This is a genomic window from Streptomyces sp. 891-h (assembly GCF_022760275.1).
GTDB classification, from domain to species: domain Bacteria; phylum Actinomycetota; class Actinomycetes; order Streptomycetales; family Streptomycetaceae; genus Streptomyces; species Streptomyces spirodelae.
Genome location: NZ_CP050693.1, coordinates 4329347 through 4349968 on the forward strand (window position 1 = coordinate 4329347; position 20622 = coordinate 4349968).

At 72.1% G+C, this 20622-nt stretch carries 13 protein-coding genes; 7 read left to right on the plus strand and 6 right to left on the minus strand.

Annotated features, from left to right (window positions below; translation table 11 throughout):
• The first annotated feature begins 24 nt into the window (after positions 1 to 24).
• A complete protein-coding gene (locus HC362_RS18950; protein ID WP_243085162.1) occupies positions 25 to 888 on the plus strand; it encodes a helix-turn-helix transcriptional regulator in 864 nt (287 codons plus the stop codon).
• Here HC362_RS18950 and HC362_RS18955 read toward each other — a convergent pair.
• A complete protein-coding gene (locus tag HC362_RS18955) occupies positions 882 to 2378 on the minus strand; it encodes a CehA/McbA family metallohydrolase (protein WP_243088699.1) in 1497 nt (498 codons plus the stop codon). The genes HC362_RS18950 and HC362_RS18955 overlap by 7 nt on opposite strands.
• 141 nt (positions 2379 to 2519) lie before the next feature.
• Between HC362_RS18955 and HC362_RS18960 the strand changes: the two genes are divergently transcribed.
• The 3 genes from HC362_RS18960 to HC362_RS18970 all read left to right on the plus strand — a co-directional run bounded on the left by HC362_RS18960 (position 2520) and on the right by HC362_RS18970 (position 10784).
• Positions 2520 to 5108, plus strand: coding sequence for a bifunctional FO biosynthesis protein CofGH (locus tag HC362_RS18960; RefSeq protein ID WP_243085164.1), 2589 nt, complete (start codon positions 2520 to 2522; stop codon positions 5106 to 5108).
• A gap of 125 nt (positions 5109 to 5233) precedes the next feature.
• On the plus strand, positions 5234 to 6367 hold the full coding sequence (locus HC362_RS18965; RefSeq protein WP_243085166.1) for an ADP-ribosylglycohydrolase family protein: 1134 nt from the start codon (positions 5234 to 5236) through the stop codon (positions 6365 to 6367).
• A gap of 247 nt (positions 6368 to 6614) precedes the next feature.
• A complete protein-coding gene (locus tag HC362_RS18970) occupies positions 6615 to 10784 on the plus strand; it encodes a hypothetical protein (RefSeq protein ID WP_243085167.1) in 4170 nt (1389 codons plus the stop codon).
• A gap of 95 nt (positions 10785 to 10879) precedes the next feature.
• Here HC362_RS18970 and HC362_RS18975 read toward each other — a convergent pair whose 3' ends face one another.
• Complete coding sequence (locus tag HC362_RS18975) at positions 10880 to 11788, minus strand: PhzF family phenazine biosynthesis isomerase (RefSeq protein WP_243085168.1); 909 nt, start codon at positions 11786 to 11788, stop codon at positions 10880 to 10882.
• Positions 11789 to 11879: 91 nt separating this feature from the next.
• Here HC362_RS18975 and HC362_RS18980 point away from each other — a divergent pair, with 91 nt between their 5' ends.
• Positions 11880 to 12785, plus strand: coding sequence for a LysR family transcriptional regulator (locus HC362_RS18980; protein WP_243085169.1), 906 nt, complete (start codon positions 11880 to 11882; stop codon positions 12783 to 12785).
• Positions 12786 to 12885: 100 nt separating this feature from the next.
• Here the strand turns inward: HC362_RS18980 and HC362_RS18985 are convergent, their stop codons facing one another.
• Entirely contained in the window at positions 12886 to 13683 is a 798-nt protein-coding gene (locus HC362_RS18985; RefSeq protein ID WP_243085170.1) for an SDR family oxidoreductase, read from the minus strand.
• Positions 13684 to 13813: 130 nt separating this feature from the next.
• On the opposite strand from HC362_RS18985, the gene HC362_RS18990 reads away from it, so the two are divergent.
• Positions 13814 to 14752, plus strand: a complete 939-nt coding sequence (locus tag HC362_RS18990; protein ID WP_243085173.1) for a hypothetical protein — start codon at positions 13814 to 13816, stop codon at positions 14750 to 14752.
• 172 nt (positions 14753 to 14924) lie between these two features.
• Here HC362_RS18990 and HC362_RS18995 read toward each other — a convergent pair whose 3' ends face one another.
• The 3 genes from HC362_RS18995 to HC362_RS19005 form a co-directional block, all read right to left on the minus strand.
• The gene (locus HC362_RS18995) at positions 14925 to 15143 is read right to left on the minus strand and encodes a DUF397 domain-containing protein (RefSeq protein WP_243085175.1); all 219 of its coding nucleotides are present in this window, start codon (positions 15141 to 15143) and stop codon (positions 14925 to 14927) included.
• A 252-nt stretch (positions 15144 to 15395) separates the two neighbouring features.
• Positions 15396 to 16256, minus strand: coding sequence for a helix-turn-helix transcriptional regulator (locus tag HC362_RS19000; RefSeq protein ID WP_243085177.1), 861 nt, complete (start codon positions 16254 to 16256; stop codon positions 15396 to 15398).
• Between the two features lie 563 nt (positions 16257 to 16819).
• Positions 16820 to 17599, minus strand: a complete 780-nt coding sequence (locus HC362_RS19005; protein WP_243085178.1) for a GPP34 family phosphoprotein — start codon at positions 17597 to 17599, stop codon at positions 16820 to 16822.
• A 195-nt stretch (positions 17600 to 17794) separates the two neighbouring features.
• Between HC362_RS19005 and HC362_RS19010 the strand changes: the two genes are divergently transcribed.
• Positions 17795 to 20512 (plus strand): serine hydrolase, encoded by a 2718-nt coding sequence (locus HC362_RS19010; RefSeq protein ID WP_243085180.1) that lies wholly within the window; start codon positions 17795 to 17797, stop codon positions 20510 to 20512.
• The last annotated feature ends 110 nt before the right edge of the window (positions 20513 to 20622 follow it).

The following is a 20622-nucleotide window of genomic DNA, read 5'->3' on the forward strand; positions in this document are numbered from 1 at the left end:
CCACCCTTTGCGGATACTGGGCGTATGACGGTCACGGAGAAGAAGGAGACGCTGGAGATCGGCGCCTTCCTCAAGTCCCGCAGGGCAGCGCTCGACCCCGACGAGGTGGGGCTGCCGCCCGTCCACAACCGGCGCCGGGTACCCGGACTGCGCCGCGAGGAGGTCGCCCAGCTCGCCGGTATCAGCGTCGACTACTACATCCGCATCGAACAGGGGCGTGCGCAGAGCATCTCCGCCCCGGTGCTCGACGCGCTGGCGCGCGCCCTGCGGCTGACGGCCGACGAACACACCTATCTGCGCAACCTCGCCGACCCGCAGTTCCGCGACGCCTCCTCGGTCCGCACCGCCGTACGGCCGGAGATCCAGCGGCTGCTGGACTCCATGGACCCGTACATCCCCGCCTTCGTCTACGGGCCCGGTCTGGACTTCCTGGCCTGGAACCGGATCGGCGCCCGTGTCGCCTTCGATCTGGAGGCCCTGCCGCCCCGCTGGCGCAACGCGCCTCTGCTGGTCTTCCGCCACCCCGACAGCCGCACCCTGCACCCCGGCTGGGAGGAGATGGCCGCCGAGACGGTCGCCGCGCTGCGCGCCGACTGCGCACGCCACCCGTGCCACCCGCGGGCCAAAGCCGTGCTGACCGAACTGCTCGAGGGCAGCCCGCGGTTCCGTGAACTGTGGGAGGACCACCAGGTGCGCGAAAAATTCTCCGGCCGCAAGCGCATACACCACCCGGAGGCGGGCGAGCTGGAGGTGTCCTACGAGACGTTCCAGCTCACCGTCGACCACCACCAGACGCTGTGCACCTACACCGTCGAACCCGGCTCCCCCTCCGAGGCAGCACTGCGGTGGCTCGCCGACCGCACGCCCACCGCGTCGGCCCCTCACTGACCCCGCCCGCCCCTTTCCGGGGCACTGCCCAGCCAGACCGGGTTCGTCATCGCCGCCATCGCGCCGGGCAGCCCGGAGCCCTCCTGCGCGGGGTGCCGCACCTCGGCTCGTACATAGGCGGCCAGCGAGGGCGTGGTGCGCCAGGTGAGCCGTGAGCCGGTACCGGTGCGCATGGTGCCCTGGTCCGTCACCAGGTGCAGCGTGGCCCCCTCGGGCGCGCCCCGCAGGGTGAGGGAGACGTCCACCGGGGTGTCGGGCTCGGCCCGCAGCGTCTGGCCGAGCGTCGCGTATCCGCCGCCCGGGGTGGTCGCCTTCAGCCGCAGCGAGAGCTTCGACGACTCGGCCAGATACGACCGCCCTGCGGCGATCGCCTCCAGCACAGGGCGGCGCGCCAGGTCGTCCGCGTGCACCACCGTCTGCGGCAGCCCCACGTCCTGGCCCTCCCGGTGCGCGTCGCTGTTGCCCATGGCGGGCAGCCGGCTGTCGCCGCTGACGAGCATGTTGTCCCAGGCGGCCAGCGCCAGCTCGTCGTCGGCCGTCCACGGGCCGTTCCACACCTCCACCGCGTCGGCGTGCCGGTAGCCGAACTTCCACTGGCAGCCCACGAACGGACAGTTGGGATGCGCGGGCACCACCAGACCGCCGGCCCGGTGCACGGCACGGGCGAACCTCGGGTAGGCGTCGTCCCGGGCCCGGTAGCGCCAGTCGAGGAAGGTGCCGGGATCGGTGCCCAGCGCCAGCCAGTGGCCGTTGCGGGTGGTGATCTCCTCACCGCACAGCACCAGCAGATCGTCCCCCCACAGCCCCTCCCACGCGGCGTGCCCGGAGGTGGTGTTGTGCTCGGTCGTGGTGATGAAGTCCAGCCCGGCGGCGCGCGCGGCGGCCGCCACCTCCTCGGGCGTACGGCGCCCGTCCGAGTGCACCGTGTGCAGATGGCAGTCGCCCCGGTACCAGGCCCGGCCGCGCCCCTTGGCACGCTCGGGCGGATAGCCGGGCCGCGGCGTACGGCCGGGCTCACCGTGCCGCAGGGTGACCGTCACCTCGTAGTCCATGCCCTGCGGTGCCACCGTGTACGGGCCCAGCACCACATGCCAGGTGCCCGCCTCGACCGGGCCGGCCAGATAGCCGGGGGTCGCCTTCTCGGCGCTGATGGCGAAGGAGTCCCGGAAGCCGCCGGACCAGCCGCGGAAACCCCGTCCGCCCAGTGCCGTGCCGCGCTGGTCGAAGATGCCGATGTCGAGCGCGTTGCCCGGAGTGCCCTTCGGCACGTCCGGCTTGTCGTAGCTGTAGGAGACCGCGATCTCCCGCACCCCGGCGGGGATCTCCACCGGCAGATACACGAAATCGGGAGCACCGGTGGGCAGGTGCCCTCGCAGTTTCCGGCTCACTGCGGCACCGTCCTCGGCGCGGGCGAACCTCACTCCGGAAAGCGTCACCGCGCTCGCGGCTCCGGCGGCCAGCGAGAGCCGCAGTGCGTCACGTCTGCCCATATGCGTGTCCTTGGAGGAGTCCATGGGGGAGTTGTACGCGCGGTCGGTGAGCGCGAGAAGTCCCCGCGGTGGCGCGCCCGCCAATGGTTACCGCTACCCCGCCCCACCTGCGCCGCCCGCGCCGAGGGCTACGCTCGGGGGATGACCTCACACGGACAGACGCCGACGGCCAACGCGATGCGGCGGGCCCTGAAGCGGGCGCGGGACGGGGTCGCGCTCGACGTGACGGAAGCCGCCGTGCTGCTCCAGGCGCGGGGCGAGGACCTGGCGGACCTGACCGCTTCGGCGGCCCGAGTCAGGGACGCCGGCCTGGCAGCCGCGGGGCGTCCCGGTGTCATCACGTACTCCAAGAGCGTCTTCCTCCCCCTCACCCGGCTGTGCCGCGACAAGTGCCACTACTGCACGTTCGTGACCGTCCCCGGCAAGCTGCGCCGTGCGGGCCACGGGATGTACATGTCGATGGACGAAGTCCTCGACATCGCCCGCCGGGGGGCCGAGCTTGGGTGCAAGGAAGCGCTGATCACCCTGGGGGACAAGCCGGAGGACCGCTGGCCTGAGGCGCGCGCCTGGCTCGACGCGGAAGGCTACGACGACACGCTCGCGTACGTCCGCGCCGTGGCCATCCGCATCCTGGAGGAGACCGGGCTGCTGCCGCACCTCAACCCCGGGGTGCTGTCCTGGACCGACTTCCAGCGGCTCAAGCCCGTCGCGCCCTCCATGGGCATGATGCTGGAGACCACCTCCGAGCGGCTGTGGAGCGAGCCGGGAGGCCCGCACTACGGCTCGCCCGACAAGGAGCCCGCGGTGCGGCTGCGGGTGCTGGAGGACGCGGGGCGCTCCAATGTGCCCTTCACCAGCGGTCTGCTGATCGGTATCGGTGAGACGTACGAGGAGCGTGCCGAGTCGCTGTTCGCGCTGCGCCGTGTGCAGCGCGCCTACCACGGCGTCCAGGAGCTGATCATCCAGAACTTCCGCGCCAAGCCGGACACGGCGATGCGCGGTATGCCCGACGCCGAACTGGACGACCTGGTCGCCACGGTCGCCGTCGCGCGGCACATCATGGGCCCTTCCGGCTGTCTGCAGGCCCCGCCGAACCTGGTGGACGCCGAGTACGTACGGCTGATCGAGGCGGGGATCGACGACTGGGGCGGCGTCTCCCCGCTCACCCCCGACCACGTCAACCCCGAGCGCCCCTGGCCGCACATCGACGAGCTGGCCGGGAAGAGCCGGACCGCCGGCTTCCAGCTGCGCGAGCGCCTCGCCGTCTACCCGGAGTTCGTGCGGCGCGGCGAACCGTGGCTGGACCCGCGCGTCCTGCCGCACGTGAGGGCGCTGGCCGACCCGGCCACGGGGCTGGCCCGCGAGGACGTACGGCCCGAGGGGCGCCCCTGGCAGGAGCCCGACGAGGGCTTCACGCCCATGGGCCGCACCGATCTGCACCGCACCATCGACACCGAGGGCCGCACCGCCGACCGCCGCGACGACTTCGACGAGGTGTACGGCGACTGGGACGAGCTGCGCGAGCGCGCGGCGCCGGGAATGGCGCCCCAGCGCGTCGACTCCGATGTGCGCCAGGCGCTCGACCAGGCCGCCGACGACCCCACCCGGCTCACCGACGAGCAGGCACTCGCCCTGCTGCACGCCGACGGCCCCGCACTGGACGCGCTGTGCCGAACGGCGGACGACGTCCGCCGGGACGCGGTCGGCGACGACGTCACCTACATCGTCACCCGCAACATCAACTTCACCAACGTCTGCTACACGGGTTGCCGTTTCTGTGCCTTCGCACAGCGCCGCACCGACGCCGACGCCTTCACGCTCTCCCTGGAGCAGGTCGCCGACCGGGCGCAGCAGGCGTGGGAGGTGGGCGCTGTCGAGGTGTGCATGCAGGGTGGCATCCACCCGGACCTGCCGGGCAGCGCCTACTTCGACATCGCGCGCGCCGTCAAGGAGCGGGTGCCGGGCATCCATGTGCACGCCTTCTCGCCCATGGAGGTGGTCAACGGCGCCACCCGCACCGGAATGTCCATCCGCGAGTGGCTGACCGCGGCCAAGGAGGCCGGGCTGGACTCCATCCCCGGCACGGCGGCCGAGATCCTGGACGACGAGGTCCGCTGGATCCTCACCAAGGGCAAGCTCCCGACGGCCACCTGGGTCGAGGTCGTCAAGACGGCGCACGAGGTGGGCCTGGGCTCGACGTCCACGATGATGTACGGCCACGTCGACCAGCCCCGCCACTGGCTGGGCCATCTGCGGCTGCTGGCCGACATCCAGCGGTCGGCACTGGAGAAGGGGGTGCCCGGCTTCAGCGAGTTCGTGACGCTGCCCTTCATCCACACCAACGCGCCCGTCTACCTCGCCGGTATCGCCCGCCCGGGGCCCACGGCCCGCGAGAACCGGGCCGTCACCGCCATGGCCCGGCTGCTGCTCCACCCGTGGGTCCCCAACATCCAGACCAGCTGGGTGAAACTGGGCACCGAAGGGGCCGCCGAAATGCTCCGCTCGGGCGCCAACGACCTGGGCGGCACCCTCATGGAGGAGACGATTTCTCGTATGGCGGGCTCCTCCTACGGGTCCTACCGCTCCATCAAGGACCTGGTCGCCATCGCGGAGGCCGCGGGGCGCCCCGCACGACCGCGTACGACGCGCTACGGCGAGGTTCCGCCGGAGCGCGTCGAGGTGGCGCACGCCTCCGACGGCCACCTGCCGGATCTGCTGCCCGTGGTGTGATCCCCGGCGCCCGTGGCGCGATCCTGCCGCCTGTGGCCCGACGGCTCCCGCAGACCCCGCTACGCGCGGGCGGATCTTTAATACAGTGCGGGAGCCACTAGGGAGGCAAGGAAGGGCAGCGAATCGTGACAGGTGCGGGCGGCGGGGACGGCGGCGCGACGGCCATATGGGGACGGGCCGAGCAGCAGGACTTCCGCAGCAGGGTGCGCGGCTGCCTGCTGGGCGGCGCGATCGGTGACGCTCTCGGTGCCGGCGTCGAGTTCGACTCGCTGGCCGCCATCCGCGAGAAGTGGGGGCCGCAGGGGGTCACGGACTACGTACCCGCATACGGCCGCAGGGGCGCGGTCACCGACGACACCCAGATGACGCTGTTCACCGTGGACGGCCTCATCCGCGCCCATGTACGCCGCGACACCGGCGCCTGGCACCCGCCCACCGATGTGCACGCCGCCTACCTCCGCTGGGCGGCAACACAGCGCGACTGGGGGCCCGACGAGCGGCGGGAGAACGACGGCTGGCTCGCCCGCGAGGAGTGGCTCTACGCCCGCCGCGCTCCCGGGAACGCGTGCCTGAGCGGACTGGCCGACCCCCGGATGGGCACCGTCGAGCAGCCGAAGAACCCCGACTCCAAGGGCTGCGGCACCGTCATGCGGTCGGCGCCCTTCGGGCTGCTGGTGGGCTGGGAACCGGGGCTTGTCTTCCAACTCGCCGTGGAGTGTGCCGCGCAGACACACGGCCACCCCACCGGCTACCTGGCGGCAGGCGCGTTCGCCGCCATCGTCCACACGCTCGCCCGGGGCGACGACCTGGACACCGCCGTCCAGCGCACCCTGGTGCAACTGGCCACCCGCCCGGGGCATCAGGAGACCACCGAAGCGCTCAAGCGTGCCCTGGGCGCCGTCCGCCAGGGCATGCCCTCACCGGAACGGGTGGCGGCGCTGGGGGAGGGCTGGACGGCCGAGGAGGCGCTGTCCATCGGCGTCTACTGCGCGCTGGTCGCCGAAGACGTCCGGCACGGCCTGCTGCTCGCCGTCAACCACAGCGGGGACAGCGACTCGACCGGCTCCGTCTGCGGCAATCTGCTGGGCGCAATGCACGGTGAGACCTCGCTGCCGCCCGGCTGGGTGGCCGAGCTGGAAGGCCGCGCGACGATCCTGGAACTGGCCGACGACTTCGCCATGGAGATGACACAGGGCCCCGCCCTGCACGGCCCCGGCACGGCGTCTCCCGCGTGGCTGGCCCGCTACCCGCGGGCGTGAGCGCAGCCCCGCGCGGGGCACGCAAGATGGTCGCCGGTCGCCGGTCGCCGGCCGCTGGTCGCTCGTCGCCGGGCAAGCCCTGGCCCGCACCGGGTTTTCCACAGGGCTCCGCGGCTGTCGGTGGCCGCGCATAAGGTGTTTTGCAAGATCCCCGCACGGCAGATCGCCCAGGGAACAGCTGTGCCATGGCGGCAGCGGTCCGTGCGGGGACGAACGGGGCAACGGGGACGACGGAAGGCAGCAACACATGGCCGCGAGCGTGGAGAAGGACGGCTACACGGCCGAGTTGACGGAGGACGGCCTGGAGCTGGTCTACCGCAACCCGAAGGGCCGCAAGCTGAAGACGGTCCCGGCCCAGCTCGCCGGCGACCCCGGGCTGATCTCACTGATCGCCATGGGAAAGGCGCTGCGCGCACACCGTAAGGCCTGCCAGGAGTACGCGCAGGCGTGGGCCGAAGCAGGAACAGGCGCCCCGCGCGCGCTGGCCGAAGCCGACCCCGAGTGGCGGCGCGCGCTGGAGGACGCCTGCGTGGCGCTGACCGAGGAGCGCGGCGAGGACGGCCTGTTCGCCCGCACCTACGCGGGCCCGCACGGGCTCACCCTGACCCAGCTGCTGCCCGAGGACGTGGTCCCCTACCGCGACCTGCTGATGGGCGAGGACGCCTGGCTGCCGGACGGCCTCTTCACCACCGGTATTCCGCACGGGGCACCGGATCACGACGGACAGCTGCCGTTCCCCGAACGGGTGCTGGCGGCCCACCCGCAGCAGCAGCGCCTCGCCCTGGAGAAGATCCGCGCCCTCCAGCACGAGACCCTGGACTGGGAGTACGTCTTCAAGAAGGACATGGACCGCGTGCTGGCCGGGCTGGAGGAGACCGCCCCCGCACTGGCGGTCACGTTGCTGGACGAGATGGCCGACTTCGCCCTCCAGCAGGGCAGCGAGGCGGAGGCGGCCGCCTGGTTCGGCCGGGCCCGCAAGACCGAGCGCAACCTCGGCCGCACACCCGACCACGCCTGGCTGCACTCCCGCCAGCTGCGCTACGCCGCGGCAGGAGCCCTCTCCGCGACGGTGCTGCGGGCGTGGGTGAACGAACTGGCCACCGGGGGCAGCGGATCAGGTGAGCACCTGGCCCGCTTCCGCGAGGTGGTGCGGGCCAGGCTCCGCGGTCACGGCGAACTCCACCCGCAGTTGGCGGCCGACATCCGCAAGCTCGCCAAGGCGGCCGGACAGGACCCGGACGAAGAGCTGGCCACCATGATGGCGGAGCTGATCGAGGACGGCGCGCTCTCGCTCGACGACACCGAGTTCTGGACCCGCTGCTGCAAGGGCCGCGCCATCGACATCCTGGTCGGGCGCCGCGCGGAGGCCGTACGCGAAGCCGTCCTGCGGCTGCGCCCCCGCGGCTACGCCTCAGAGGGACGGGCCGAGCTGTGGCGCACCCTGCTGGAGCGCACCGGGGCGCTCGCCCAGCTCACCGGAGAGCTCCCCGGGCTCGAGCGGGGAGCGGCCGCCGCCTGGCTGACCGACTGCGTCAACACGGCTCCGGTCCGGGACAGCGGCCCGTGGCCGATGGTGTACGAGCTGGCCGAGCGCGTCGCCCCGAGGGCAGCCGCCGACGGCGTCCCGGTCGAGTTCCGGCACTGGACGTACCGCAACTGGAGAGAGCGCAAGCGCATCCCCCTCGATCTGATGGACCTGCTCCTGGAGCACGGCGTCGCAGTCAGCGACCCACCGGAACGGCTGGCCACAGCGCGCCCGTACGACCTGCTGGTCTCGCGCCGCCCCGAGCTGCGCCACCTGCTGGCCGACGCGCGCTTCGAGCGCGAGGTGCGAGCGTGGATGCGCGCCGACCTCGATATGACGGTGGAGGGCGACAAAGCGGCTGACGCCATGTCGTCCAACCGCTGGTACAACCCGCATCAGACCAAGGGCTGGGGCCGGATCGACCATCTGTACGCCACCTGGGTCGGCCACGAGGAACTGCGGGCCTGGTGTGCGCGAGAGCGGGCGCTGCTGCGCGCCGGGGTCGACTTCGACGGGCTGGTGCTGATCCTCGGCCGGTTCGTGCACGTCGGCGGGGTGGTGGACCAGCTGCTCCAGGACCCCGAGGCGGCCCGCGAGTTCGCCGCGGTCGACGTCATCGGGCTGCTGATGCGCGAACTGCCGCCTCAGCTGGACCGCGAACGGATCGAGAAGATCGTCGCCAAGGTGAAGCCCGAACACCTCAGTCCGGGCGACGGAGCACGAGGCGACAACTTCGTCCTGCTCCGCGACGAACTGCCCGAGCTCGCCCAGGGCACCACCTGGCAGGAAGCGGGCCTGAGCTTCCACCGGGTCACCCACCTGCTGGTGATGGCCGCCAACTGCCTCGAAGGCCAGGCCCGCCTGGTGCGCCGCTTCACCCCGGACGCCGAGCGGGCCCCCGCCCCGGCGCCCGCCCCGGAAGAGGAAACCTCCTGGCGGTCCCTCGCCCAACGGCTGATGCGGCTGGCGGTCTCCGAGACCCCGCCCTGGGACGGCGACCTCCGCAAGGGCAGTCAGGAGCGGGACCACGCCTGGCAGCGGCTCCGGGTCGCGCCCGTCCACGGGTACGCCCTGCTGGAGGCCCTCCGCGCCGCGATGGGCCTCACCCGCGACGCCTCCAAGACGGTGGCTGAACTGGCCCAGTACGCGGACTGCCCCTTCGCCTCGGGCGAGTGGCGGATCGTGGAGTACGCGCTGCCCACCGCGACGGAGCGGCAGTTGCCCGCGCTGTACACGTGGCCGATCCGCACCGGGACCTCTGCCGCCCTGGTGCTCAGGGAGCGCAGAACCGGCTCGGCGGTCCGGAAGCTGGTTCCGCTGCGCGTGCTGGAGTACGCACCCGGTGGCGACTTCCCGGCGGCCGGTCCGCTCGCCGCCGCGGGCCTCGAACCAGTCAGGGCCGATGTGCTGGAGCCCGCGCGTCCCGCCAGCTGGTTCACGCGCTTCGCCCAGTCGTACCAGCAGCACGGCGCGGCCCCCGCCCGCCCCGAACTGGCCGCAGACCTCGCCGGACGGCTCGACCTCTCGCTCCCCGAGGCGGTGATCCTGCTGCGTGGCGTGCTGCCCTGCGCACCGCACCAGGGCGCCGCGCAGAGCCTCCTTTCGACCGCGGGCTCCTACGGCCTCAAGAGCTGGGAGGTGACGGAGAAGGAGCACGAGCGGGCCCTGGACGGGCTCCATCACTTCCTCACCCCCGGGCAGCTGGCAGCCCTCTACGACAGGCTGCTGCCCGACGACCCCGAACTGCTGTGGACCCAGGGCCCGGACGTGCCGAGGGCCGCCGAGTGGTGGCTGCGCGAGATCGGCAGACCGCTGCCCGCGCCGCCCGGGCTGACGGCACTGGCCCACAAGGAAGTGGCACAGCCCACCGGGGAGTCGGCAACACCGCGCCGTCGGCATGAGAACGAGCCCCGCACCGGGACCGCCGACCGGCTGTGGTGGCCGCCACTGCGGCGATCCGCGCTCCTGGGGCGGCTCGCCGCCGGTGCCGACTGCCTGCAGCCCGGCATACCACTGAGCCCCGAGCCCGAACTGCTGGCGCTGCCCCGCCTCGCCACCTGGGCCGCCTACCGCACACCCGCGGGCGATCCGCTGCGCCCGGTACTCGGAGCGGCCATCTCGCGGCTGCGTCGGGAACTGGCGGCGGGACCCGGTCCGCTGCGGGTCTTCTCCCTGCAGAGCAACTATCTGATGGGCGCCCCGCCGTCCCCCGACGGACTCACCGCGCACCCGGCCGTGACGGTGACGGAGGACGACAACCACGACGTCCGCCATGTGTCCGTGGACCCGGACCGGCTGTCCGGTGCGGACGATCCGGTGCTCGAAGCGCTGGACACCTACCTGGACTCCGTCCTGCCCTCCCAGTGGCTCCCCACTCCCTCCGGCCTGCCGGCGCTGGCGGATCTGCGGCTGCTGCTCAGCGAGGACTTCGCCGCGCTGGGCGCCCATCTGGCCGCCGACGCCGAGGTGCCCGCAGGCTGGGAGCAGCACCCGGCCCGCTCGGCCCCGCGGTTGGTGACCCGGTGCGCGGAGCAGTACGGCCTGAGCGAGGACGCGGCGGCGCTCCACCTGATGCTGCTGGCCCTTCCGGATCCGACGGACCGGAAGGTGAAGGAGTGGACCGGCTGGAAGCCGGCGCGTTTCAAGGAGGCGGCAGCTCAGCTCGGCGCGACGCCGCTGGTGAGCAGGGCGGCCCGCTCCCGAGCAGGCCGAGGTCTGTTCGTGCCCGGCCTCTGGCACGAGCGCACCTCACCCCGTCTCCCGCTCGAGGCCGTCAAGTTGCCTCACCTCCCACAGGCCGCGAACCACCGGTCCACCAGCCATGTGGCGGTCGTGCCCTCGATGCCGGTGCCGGTGTTGTTCGAGCGGCGGTTGGAGGGCTTGGCCGGGTAGAGGGTGCCGCTGCCGGCCGCTGCCGGCCGCTGCCGGCCGTTGCCGGCCGCTGCCGGTCGTTGGCGGGCTGCGGGTTTTCTGTGACTGGGCCGGCCCTAGTGGTCGGCGATCGGGACGGCGTGGCCCGTGACGTGGATTCGCGCGTCGCCGGGCTCCGCCTCGATGCGCAGATCGCTCGGCCGCCCCATGTCCTCGCCCTGCCGGATGGCGACCACGCCTGACGGGGGCAGCAGTCCGAGCGTACGCAGATAGCCTCCGAACGCGGCGGCTGCCGCCCCGGTTGCCGGGTCCTCGACGACGCCGCCGACGGGGAACGGGTCGCGTGCGTGGTAGCGGTCGTCGCTCTCGCGCCAGACCAGGTGTACCGTCGTCCAGCCGTACCGGTTCATGACGTCGGCCAGCGCCTGGAAGTCGTAGTCGAGGTCGGCCAGCCGGGCCCGGGAACCGGCCGCCAGCACCAGGTGCTCGTTGCCGCCGAAGGCGACGTGCGGCGGCAGCGCCGCGTCCAGGTCGGCGCGCGCCCATCCCAGCGCGGAGAGCGTGGCGTCCACCTCGGCGTCCTCTGCGGCGCGGGACCGGGTGGGAACGCTGGTGAGCGTCGCCCGCACGGCGCCCTTGTCGTCGGTCTCGGTCGCGACGCTGATCTCCCCTGCAGGAGTGTCGAAGAGCAGCGCGCCCGGGCCGATGCGCTCGGCGAGCGCCACCGACGTGGCGACCGTGGCGTGCCCGCAGAAGGCCACCTCGGCCAGCGGGCTGAAGTACCGCAGGGTGAACCGGCGCTGCTGCTCGTCCCCGGCGGTGACGAACGCCGTCTCGGAGTATCCGACCTCGGCGGCGATCGCCAGCATCTGCTGGTCGTCGAGCCGCGTGGCGTCGAGTACGACACCGGCCGGGTTGCCGCCGTCGGGGTCGGAGGTGAAGGCGGTGTAGCGGAGGATCTCGGCATCGGCAACCGGTGCCGCTGTGGTGGCTGGGGTAGGCGTTTCGGCCGCTGAGGAAGTCATGGCTTCACCTTTCCACCCTCGCGGCATTATTACCAACGATTGTTATGCATGAGACTCATCATGGCTTTCGATGGGTTGTTAGGGTCCTGGCATGGACACCAGGCTGCTCCAGACCTTTACCGCACTTGCCAGAACGGAGAGCTTCACCGCGGCCGCCGCCGAACTGCGACTCGCACAGTCCACGGTCACCGTGCAGATCAGAGCGCTGGAGAAGGCGCTGGGCACCCGGCTCTTCGACCGGCTCGCCAGAGGGGCGCTGCTCACCGAGGCGGGAGCGCGGCTGCTCGGCGTCGCCGAGGAAGTCCTGGTGGCCGAGGCGCGGCTGTTCGAGGCGGCCACCGAGGACGGCCCGGTCAGCGGGAGGGTGGTGGTGGGCGCGGGGGAGACGCTCTGCTCGGCCCACCTCCCCGGTGTGATCGCCGCGCTGCGCGGCAGCCACCCCGGTGTGGAGGTGCACCTGGAACCGTGCGGAACCGCCGGTGCCGTGGAAGGACTGCGGGCCGGCAGGCTCGACTGCGCTCTCCTGCTGGAGGAACAGGCCGACTTCTCCGGCATCGCGGCCGAGCGGGTCGCCGGTCAGTCCCTGGTGCTGCTGTGCGCCGCTGACCACCCCTTCGCCGGCTGCGAACGGCCGGTGGAGTGGCCCGAACTGGCGCGGGAGAGCTTCTTCCTCCACGAGCAGGGCTGCTCCTACAGCGACTGGCTGGCCGAACGGCTACGGGCGGTCCCCGGTGCCCGGCCCCGGCTGACCCGGTTCGGCAGCATCGAGGCGGCCCGTTCCTGTGTCGCGGCCGGGCTCGGGCTGACCGTCCTGCCACACGCCAATGTGGCCGAAGCGCTGGGCGACGGCCGCCTCGCGGCGGTGCGCGGTCCCGCCCTGCCGCACGTCTCCGTCCACCTGGCACACCACCGGCGCCGCCGGCCCTCCCGTGCGGCCCAGGCGGTCGCGGCCCAGGTCGTACGGCACTTCCGCGAGGCCGGCGAGGACCCGGACTGAGGCGTGGCGTCCAGGCCGATGTGTCAGGTGCACCCGCACTCGCACGCGTACGCCCCGCCCACGCCCCGTCACCGGCGCCCGCACACCCCGCGCGCACCGGCTACCGCATCAGCTCGCCCGCGTTCACCAGCAGGCACTGGCCCGTGATCCCGCGCGCCCGGCCGGAGGCGAAGAACACTGCCGTCTCGGCCACATCCCCGTCCTCGGCCAGCCGTGGCAGCGCCATCCGCTCCTCCATCCGGCCGCGCACCACCTCCGGCGCCACCCCCTCGGACTCCGCCGTCCACGCCACGTACGCCTCCACCATCGGCCCCCACATCCAGCCGGGCTGCACGGTGTTGACCCGTATCCCGTACGGACCCAGTTCCCGGGCGAGGGAGTACATGGCCGAGACGAGGGCGCCCTTGGACGCGGCGTAGGCGGTCTGCCGGACCTGGGTGGGTGGGGCGACGGAGGACTGGGTGCCGATCATCACGACGGAACCGTCCCCGCGCTCGGCCCCGGCGGCCTTCAGCGCCGGGAGGCAGGCACGGGTCATCCGGAGCGTCCCCAGCAGATTGACGTCCAGTACGCGCTGCCACTCCGCGAGGTCGGCGTCCTCCAGGCCGCCCATGACGGTGTCGAGTGCCGCGACATGCACCACCGCGTCGATACCGCCGAAGCGCTCGCGGGCCAGCGCGGCCAGCGCAGCGCACTGCCCCTCGTCCCGGATGTCGCAGACGCGGTAGGCGCTGTGTGCCCCGTCGGGGTCGACCGCCTCGGCGCACGCGGCCAGGTTCGCCTCCGTACGGGCGCCGAGCGCGACACTGGCGCCCTCCCGGACGCAGGCGGCGGCCACCTCGTGGCCGAGCCCCGCGCCGACTCCCGACACCACCACGGTCCTGTCCGCGAGCAGCACGACAGATCGCCTCCCGTACGGTTCCGCACGCCGTCTGCGCCGGCACCGCCCGAGGTCTCGATTTCTGACGCCCAGTCAGTTAAACCGGTCCGGGACACCGTACGGGAGCCGAGGAGCCGGAGGAACCCCGATGGAGAGGCCGACTGAACCACCGGCCGAGCGAGCGGCCGGGCGAGCGGCTGAACAACCGGTCGAGCCACCGGTCGAGCCACCGGCCCAGGTGACGGCCGAGGTGACGGCTGACGCGTCCGCCGCCTACGCGCGACTGGCCTCCGTCGGTCCCTACGGCGTGCGCCCCGGGCACGCGCTGATCACGATGGTGGAGCCGCATCCGGGCCATGAGTACGCCTACAACCGCTGGTACGAGGACGACCACTACATCGCGGGCGCCATGGCCATGCCCTGGATCTACGCCGGGCGCCGCTGGGTGGCCACCCGGGATCTCCAACTGCTGCGCTACCCAGCCGAGTCCGCCGTCGCGCAGCCGGTCACCACAGGCTGCTATCTGTCCACCTACTGGATCACCGAGGGCCGCTACGAGGAGCACATGCGGTGGACAGTCGCGATCAACAAGCGGCTCAACCACGACGGCCGCGTCCACCGCGACCGCACCCATGTCTTCACGAGCTTCCAGAACCACGAGACGACCGTCTACCGCGACGGTGCCGCCGGGCCCCGCGACCACCACGCGCTCGACCACCCCTATCGGGGCCTGCTGCTCCAGGTCGTCGACGCGGGCGGCTCCGGCGAGCGGGCCGCACTGCTGGAGTGGCTGCGCACCCGCCATCTCCCGGCCCGCCTCAAGGGTTCACCCGCCGCCATGGTCACCGTTTTCCGCCCCACTCCGCTGCCCGTCGACCGGATGTCGTATGTGAAGCAGGTCGAGGGCGTCGACACCCGGCTGACTCTGCTGTGGTTCCTCCAGGAGGACCCGCGTGAACGCTGGGAGGCATGTTTCACGGGCCTGGACGAAGCCGTCGCGGACTCCGGTCTGGGGAGAACGGAACTGGTCGCCCCCTTCGTCCCGACGATCCCGGGAACGGACACCTATGTGGACCAGCTGCGCTGAAGGGAGCTGACGGGGGCTGACATGGGTTGACAGGGGCTGACGGGGTTTTGTCGGGTCCCCTGGGGTGAGGCGGGGCCGGACAGCGCCGAGCCCCCTCGGCCGGGACGGCGGCCAGTCGAGAGGGCTCTTACGTCACTGCTGCGTACGGGCGTCCCGCTTCGCGCGCCGGGCCTCAGGCTACCGCGCAGGTACCGGAGTCCCCGGCGCCCACGCGGGCCACGAACGCGCCCCACGCCTCCGGCCGGAAGCTCAGCGCGGGACCCTGCGGATCTTTGGAGTCACGCACCGCCACCGTGCGCACAGCCGGTGATTTGACCTCGACGCAGGCACCGTTGCCGGTCGAGTAGCTGGACTTGGTCCACGTGTGGGCTTTTCCTTGCTGAATCGGCATGTCTGCTCCGGTTGTTCCGGGTTGTTCCTGACGTGCGAACGAGATTACGCGGCGATTCGGGCGCAGGAAGTGCCCGTTCACTCAACCGGATGGCATATTCCAAGCAGCTCTTCACATCGCGGTGCGCTGCGGTGTAGCCTTCCCGCCTTTTGCGGCATCGCCCTCCGGCACATGCCAGACGGCCCGGCAACTGCCGGGCCGTCCTGTCCTGTTCTGCCTTCTTGTGGCGGTCTGTTCTCCGCTCCCGGGTGCTCAGCCCCGGGCGTACTCCTTGGCGACCTTCTCGATGAACTCGCGCGTCTGGTCCGGATTCAGCGCCTGGGCGCGCAGATGCTCGTACATGACGCTGTAGTTCTGCACGTCGTTCGCCTTCTCCAGGTACAGATCGCTGGTGACGCCCTCGAGGTAGATGACGGTCGAGTCCGAGGCCTCGGGGAACTCGAGGATGGCGTACTGCCCGTTCACGCCCGGGTGCGCGCCCATCGAGAACGGCATCACCTGGAGCGTCACATGGGGCTGCTGCGACATCTCGTTGAGGTATTCCAGCTGCTCGGCCATCGTGTGCTTGCCGCCCACCTCGCGGCGCAGCACCGACTCGTCCAGCACCGCCCACAGCCGCAGCGGGTTGCGCTCGTCCTTGATGCGGTCCTGGCGGCGCATCCGCACCTGCACCCGGCGCTCGATGTCCGCGGCCGTGGCCTCCGGCAGCGCTCCGGCGACGACGGCCTCCGCGTACGGCCGTGTCTGCAGCAGCCCCGGCACCACCTGCGGCTCGTAGACGCGCAGCGAGGCGGCGTCCGTCTCCAGGCCGATGTAGACGCTGTAGGGGATGTCGCCGAAGGCGTGCCACCAGCCCTGCTGGCGCGACTCCTTGGCCATCTGCATCAGCGAGTCGACTATCCGGCGGTCCTCGACCTCGTAGACCCCGCACAGGTCGCGCACATCCCGCTGGCTGATGCTGCGCCGGCCGTTCTCCAATCTGCTGATCTTCGACTGGGAGACCAGCAGCCGGTCCGCGACCTCCTCGGCCGTCATGCCCCGCTGCTCGCGCAGACGGCGCAACTCCTGGCCCAGTCGGCGACGCCGGACTGTGGGGTTGACGTTCGACGCCACGGGACCGCACCTCCGTGTAAGTACGACTACTCAAGCAGGTTGCCACCAACATGTGCGCTCGCGCTGGAAAATGGCAACAGAGAGTGCGGGGTTGAGTACAGCAGTCGAGGAAAACCACACGAGCGAGCCCCAAATCCGCCCACCAACGGCTGGCCTCGCTCACTTGCTACGCCTCGAACCCTGCGGCCACGGCCGCGCTTCGGGCGTGGCGCTGCGGATGCCGTCGCGGCGTAGTTGCCGCTGTGCTCGGGTTCGGCTGTGTTGCGGCGGTGGAAGACGTGCTCCGGCAGTCGGTGTCCCACGGCGACCGGCGCGGCGCAGCAGTCGCAGGGCTGTGGGAGCCGACGTACGGCGAGCGGCCGCCACGCAGCGGCCGACTCCGGGTGGTGTTCGGTGCGGCGTAGCAGTCGCCGTACCGACACCACCGCGGCAGTCGGCCACGCGCGTAGCGTCCTGCGCGTACGTGCCCGATCCTCAGCCCGCGTGGGCGGCGGGTCCGGCCCGTATCCGGTGAGGCCCTGCGCGCGCCGCTCGCGGCGGACGCGGCGGACGCGTGCGTGACCTCAGCGTGCTCCCGCCCGGACCATGCCACCCGCCAGATGCCGGGCCTGCTCCGGCAGATGCCGGGTCGGACCGGCGGCCGACGCCGTCGCCCGCGCGGTCGAACGGCCCGAGGGCGGTCCGTTCGCCGTGCCGGCCTGGGCCCGCCTCGGCTGCGCCCCGACGCCGTTCTGGACGTCCATCACCGCGTGCGCGACGAGTCCGCCCATCGGGTCGTGCCTGATCAGGTCCCGCAGCCGGGAACGGCAGGACCGCCCCTCGTTGCCCGGGTAGAGGTGCTTGCCGAGACCGACCGCGTGGGCCAGCGCGGCGAGCGCCGCGGTCCGCGGGTCCGGCGGGACTCCGGTGCGGATCGCGGTGTCCAGCCGGGCCCTGATCTCCCGGCTGATGGCCGTCTCCGTCGCTTGATAGCGCGTCGTCGGCAGAACTCCGCACATCTGGCCGGAAACGGCGTGCACCATGCCGCACCGTTCCAGATGTGTGAGATAGGTTTGGCGCAGCCCCAACCGGGGCCCGCCGATCCAGTGGACAGCGCGCACCGGGCTGCCGCGCCTGCGCAGCAGTTCCAATGCGGAGTCCAGGGTCGGATCTCCGGTCGGCCGTGGCAGCACCACGGCGATACGATCCCCATCAGGGGCTATCCGTCCTGCCAGAGCCAGCTCTACTAGCTGTGCTCCGGCCAGGCCGAGGTCAAGCGACTGCGGCTGCGCCGTGGTGCCCGTTGCCGGGTCCAAGGCGAGCAACAGCAGCTCCTCGGGAATTGTTCTGCGGCTCCTGCCCATCCATGCCTCCCCGCGTGGATGAATGACAGGGTGACCCCTCTCACAATGGTCTGTCGAGAGCGCCCGGACCTTATGGGTGGGAACCAGCAGGTATGTCGTTCTCGTCTGGCGCTGGGGGAGGCCACACGGGCAGCCCTCCGGGGGAGCACCGCCACGCCGGTGGCGCCCTCGGTGCATAGGACACTGTTAACTGGTATGGCGAGCGGCGAGCAGCAGCATCAGGAGGCATCGGTGGCGGGCGAATCCCCCGACAGGTCGGAGCGGGAGAGGTCGTCGGGGGAGACGACGGGGAGCGGCGGGACGGTTGCACGGCCCGACGAGACGGCCGAAAAGAAGCAGCCGAAGAGCTCCGGAGCGGAGAACGGCGCCGGTACGGCGACCCGGGACACCGCTCCGTCGAAGATCCCCGCACCCACGTCCCCGGCCGGGGAGCCGGACGACGAGACGGGTGGCAGGACGGCTGACCCGGAGGGCACGGCGGAGCGGGACGAGGCCGCAGCGGCCGACGAGCCCGCGACGGCGGACGAGGGCGACGCGCGCCTGAAGTCGGCCGTGGCCGCCTGGGTCGCGGGCGACGGCGCTCCCGACGGCGCTCCTGCCGACGCGGACGGCGCCGAGGGGCCGAAGACCCCCGCGAACGGTGCCCACGGTGCCGGTGCGGACGCGCGCGCCGGGAAGAACGGCGACGGCGCCGCTTCCTCGGATCTCCCTGTGCGGCCCAAGCCGGAGGACGCCCGGGCCGACGCCGACTCCGAAGCTGATGCCGCTGCCGGCCCCGACGCCGACTCGGCGCCGCAGGGCGACGCGCCGACCGCGATGTTCGGGATCGTACGGCCCGGGAGCGACCGTTCCCGCAAGGAGGACGACGTCGCGGCGGCCGACCGCGCCGAGCGGCTGACCTCGGCGTTCTTCGGCGCACCCAAGGACGCGAAGAGCCCCGGCGAGGGTGACGAGAGCGACAAGGGTGACAAGAGCGACAAGAGCGGCAGGAACGGCGAGGCCACGGACCAGCCGACGGCGATCTTCCGTACGCCCGACATCAAGCGGGACCAGGCGAAGAGCCCGCAAGGCCCGCAGAGCCCGCAGAAGCCGGGCAAGGCGGAGGGACCGGCGAAGCCGGAGGACGGCGACGAGCCGGAGAAGTCCGGCAGAAAGGGTTCAGCCGATCCCTCGGGCGCCCCCGACCCCCGGAAGTGGGACGGCCGCGACAAGGGTGGCCAGGTCAAGGGCGGCCGCGGCAAGGGGGGCAGCGAGGAGTCGGAGGCCGAGCGGACCAGCCAGTTCGTCCCGCTCCGCTCCGCCGACGAGCCCCGCACCCCCGCCAAGTCGACGCCGTCCACGGCAGCGGGCGCGACGGGCGCGGCCGCCGCGCCCCCGGCGGCGCCCGGCAAGCCCGCGTCGTCGTCCCCGTCGGCGCCCACCGCCAACCCGTGGTCGGCGGCCCCGACACGCCCCACTGGCGCCCCCGAGTCGTCGGCGGCAACGGGTAACGCGCCGGGCGCGTCGGCCGGAGCGGCTGCTCCGTCGGCATCGGCACCGGCATCGGCACCGGCATCGGCGCCGAGCCCCGCCGAGAGCGAGCCGGAGCGTACGCGGCAGCAGCCGATGCCGGGCAGCCCGGAGGCGGGCGGCTCGCAGCCGCAGCCGCTGGATCTGCTGGCGCAGCTCACCAACAGCCCGCCGCCGCCCGAGACGCCGCTGCGTACGGCAGCCCGCCGGGTGAAGATCTGGACGCCGCTGGTGCTGCTGCTCGCGGTGATCTTCGTGGTGGTGCAGGCGCTGCGTCCGCTGCCAGACCCCGAACTGTCCATGACGGCGGCCGGCACGTACACCTTCGAGGGCGACAAGCCGTCCATGCCCTGGCCCTCCGAGGGGCAGGCCGTGATCGACGTGGACGGGCTGGGCTCCTTCGGCTCCTACGGCAAGCAGAAGCCGGTGCCGATCGCCAGCGTCGCGAAGGTGATGACGGCCTACGTCATCCTGCGGGATCACCCCGTGAAGAAGGGGACGAAGGGCGAGATGATCCCCGTCGACCAGAAGGCGGAGGACGAGGCCGGGCTGAGCGCGCAGAACGAGTCGACCGTCAAGGTCAAGGCGGGCCAGAAGATCTCGCAGCGGGAGGCGATGGATGCGATCATGATCGCATCCGCGAACAACGTGGCACGGCTGCTGGCCCGCTGGGACGCGGGCTCGGAGAAGGCGTTCGTGAAGAAGATGAACGCAGCCGCCAAGGACCTGGGCATGACCAACACCCACTACACCGACCCCAGCGGTCTGACGGCCTCGACCGTCAGCACCGCGGCCGACCAGGTCAAGCTGGGCAAGAAGGTGATGGAGAGCCCGCTGTTCCGCGAGGTCGTGCGGCAGCCGCAGTACGTGGACACCAACGGCAAGAAGCAGTCCAACTGGAACAGGCTGGTTCCGATGGACGGCGTGGTCGGCATCAAGACGGGCACGACGACCAAGGCGGGTGGCAACCTGCTGTTCGCTGCCGAGAAGGAGATCGCCGGTACGAAGCAGCTCATCATCGGTGCCGTCCTCGGGCAGTACCAGCCGTCGATCCTGGACACCGTGCTGGCCGCCAGCAAGAAGCTGATCGACGCCGGCCAGGACGCGCTCGAGGCCACGAAGGTGGTCAAGAAGGGCCAGGTCGTCGGCTATGTCGACGACAAGCTGGGCGGGAAGACGCCCGTCGTGGCCACCAAGGACGTGACGGCAGTGGGCTGGCCGGGTCTGAAGGTGAAGCTGAAGCTGACCGACAGCGGCAAGACCATCCCGCACGAGGCCGGGCCCGGCACCAAGGTCGGCAGCCTCACGGTGGGTGACGGTCCTGGCCAGGTGAAGGTCCCGGTCGCCCTCCAGAGCGATCTGACCGAGCCCGGGTTCGGGGCCAAGCTGACCCGCGTCGGCTGAACCATTCCGTGCCCCAGTGCGTCCACCGTCCCGGTCGGCATGTCCGGTTCACGGCTCACGCCCCGCCCCGCGCGCCTCGCCCGTCCCACGGGCGGCCCGGCCCGCGGGGT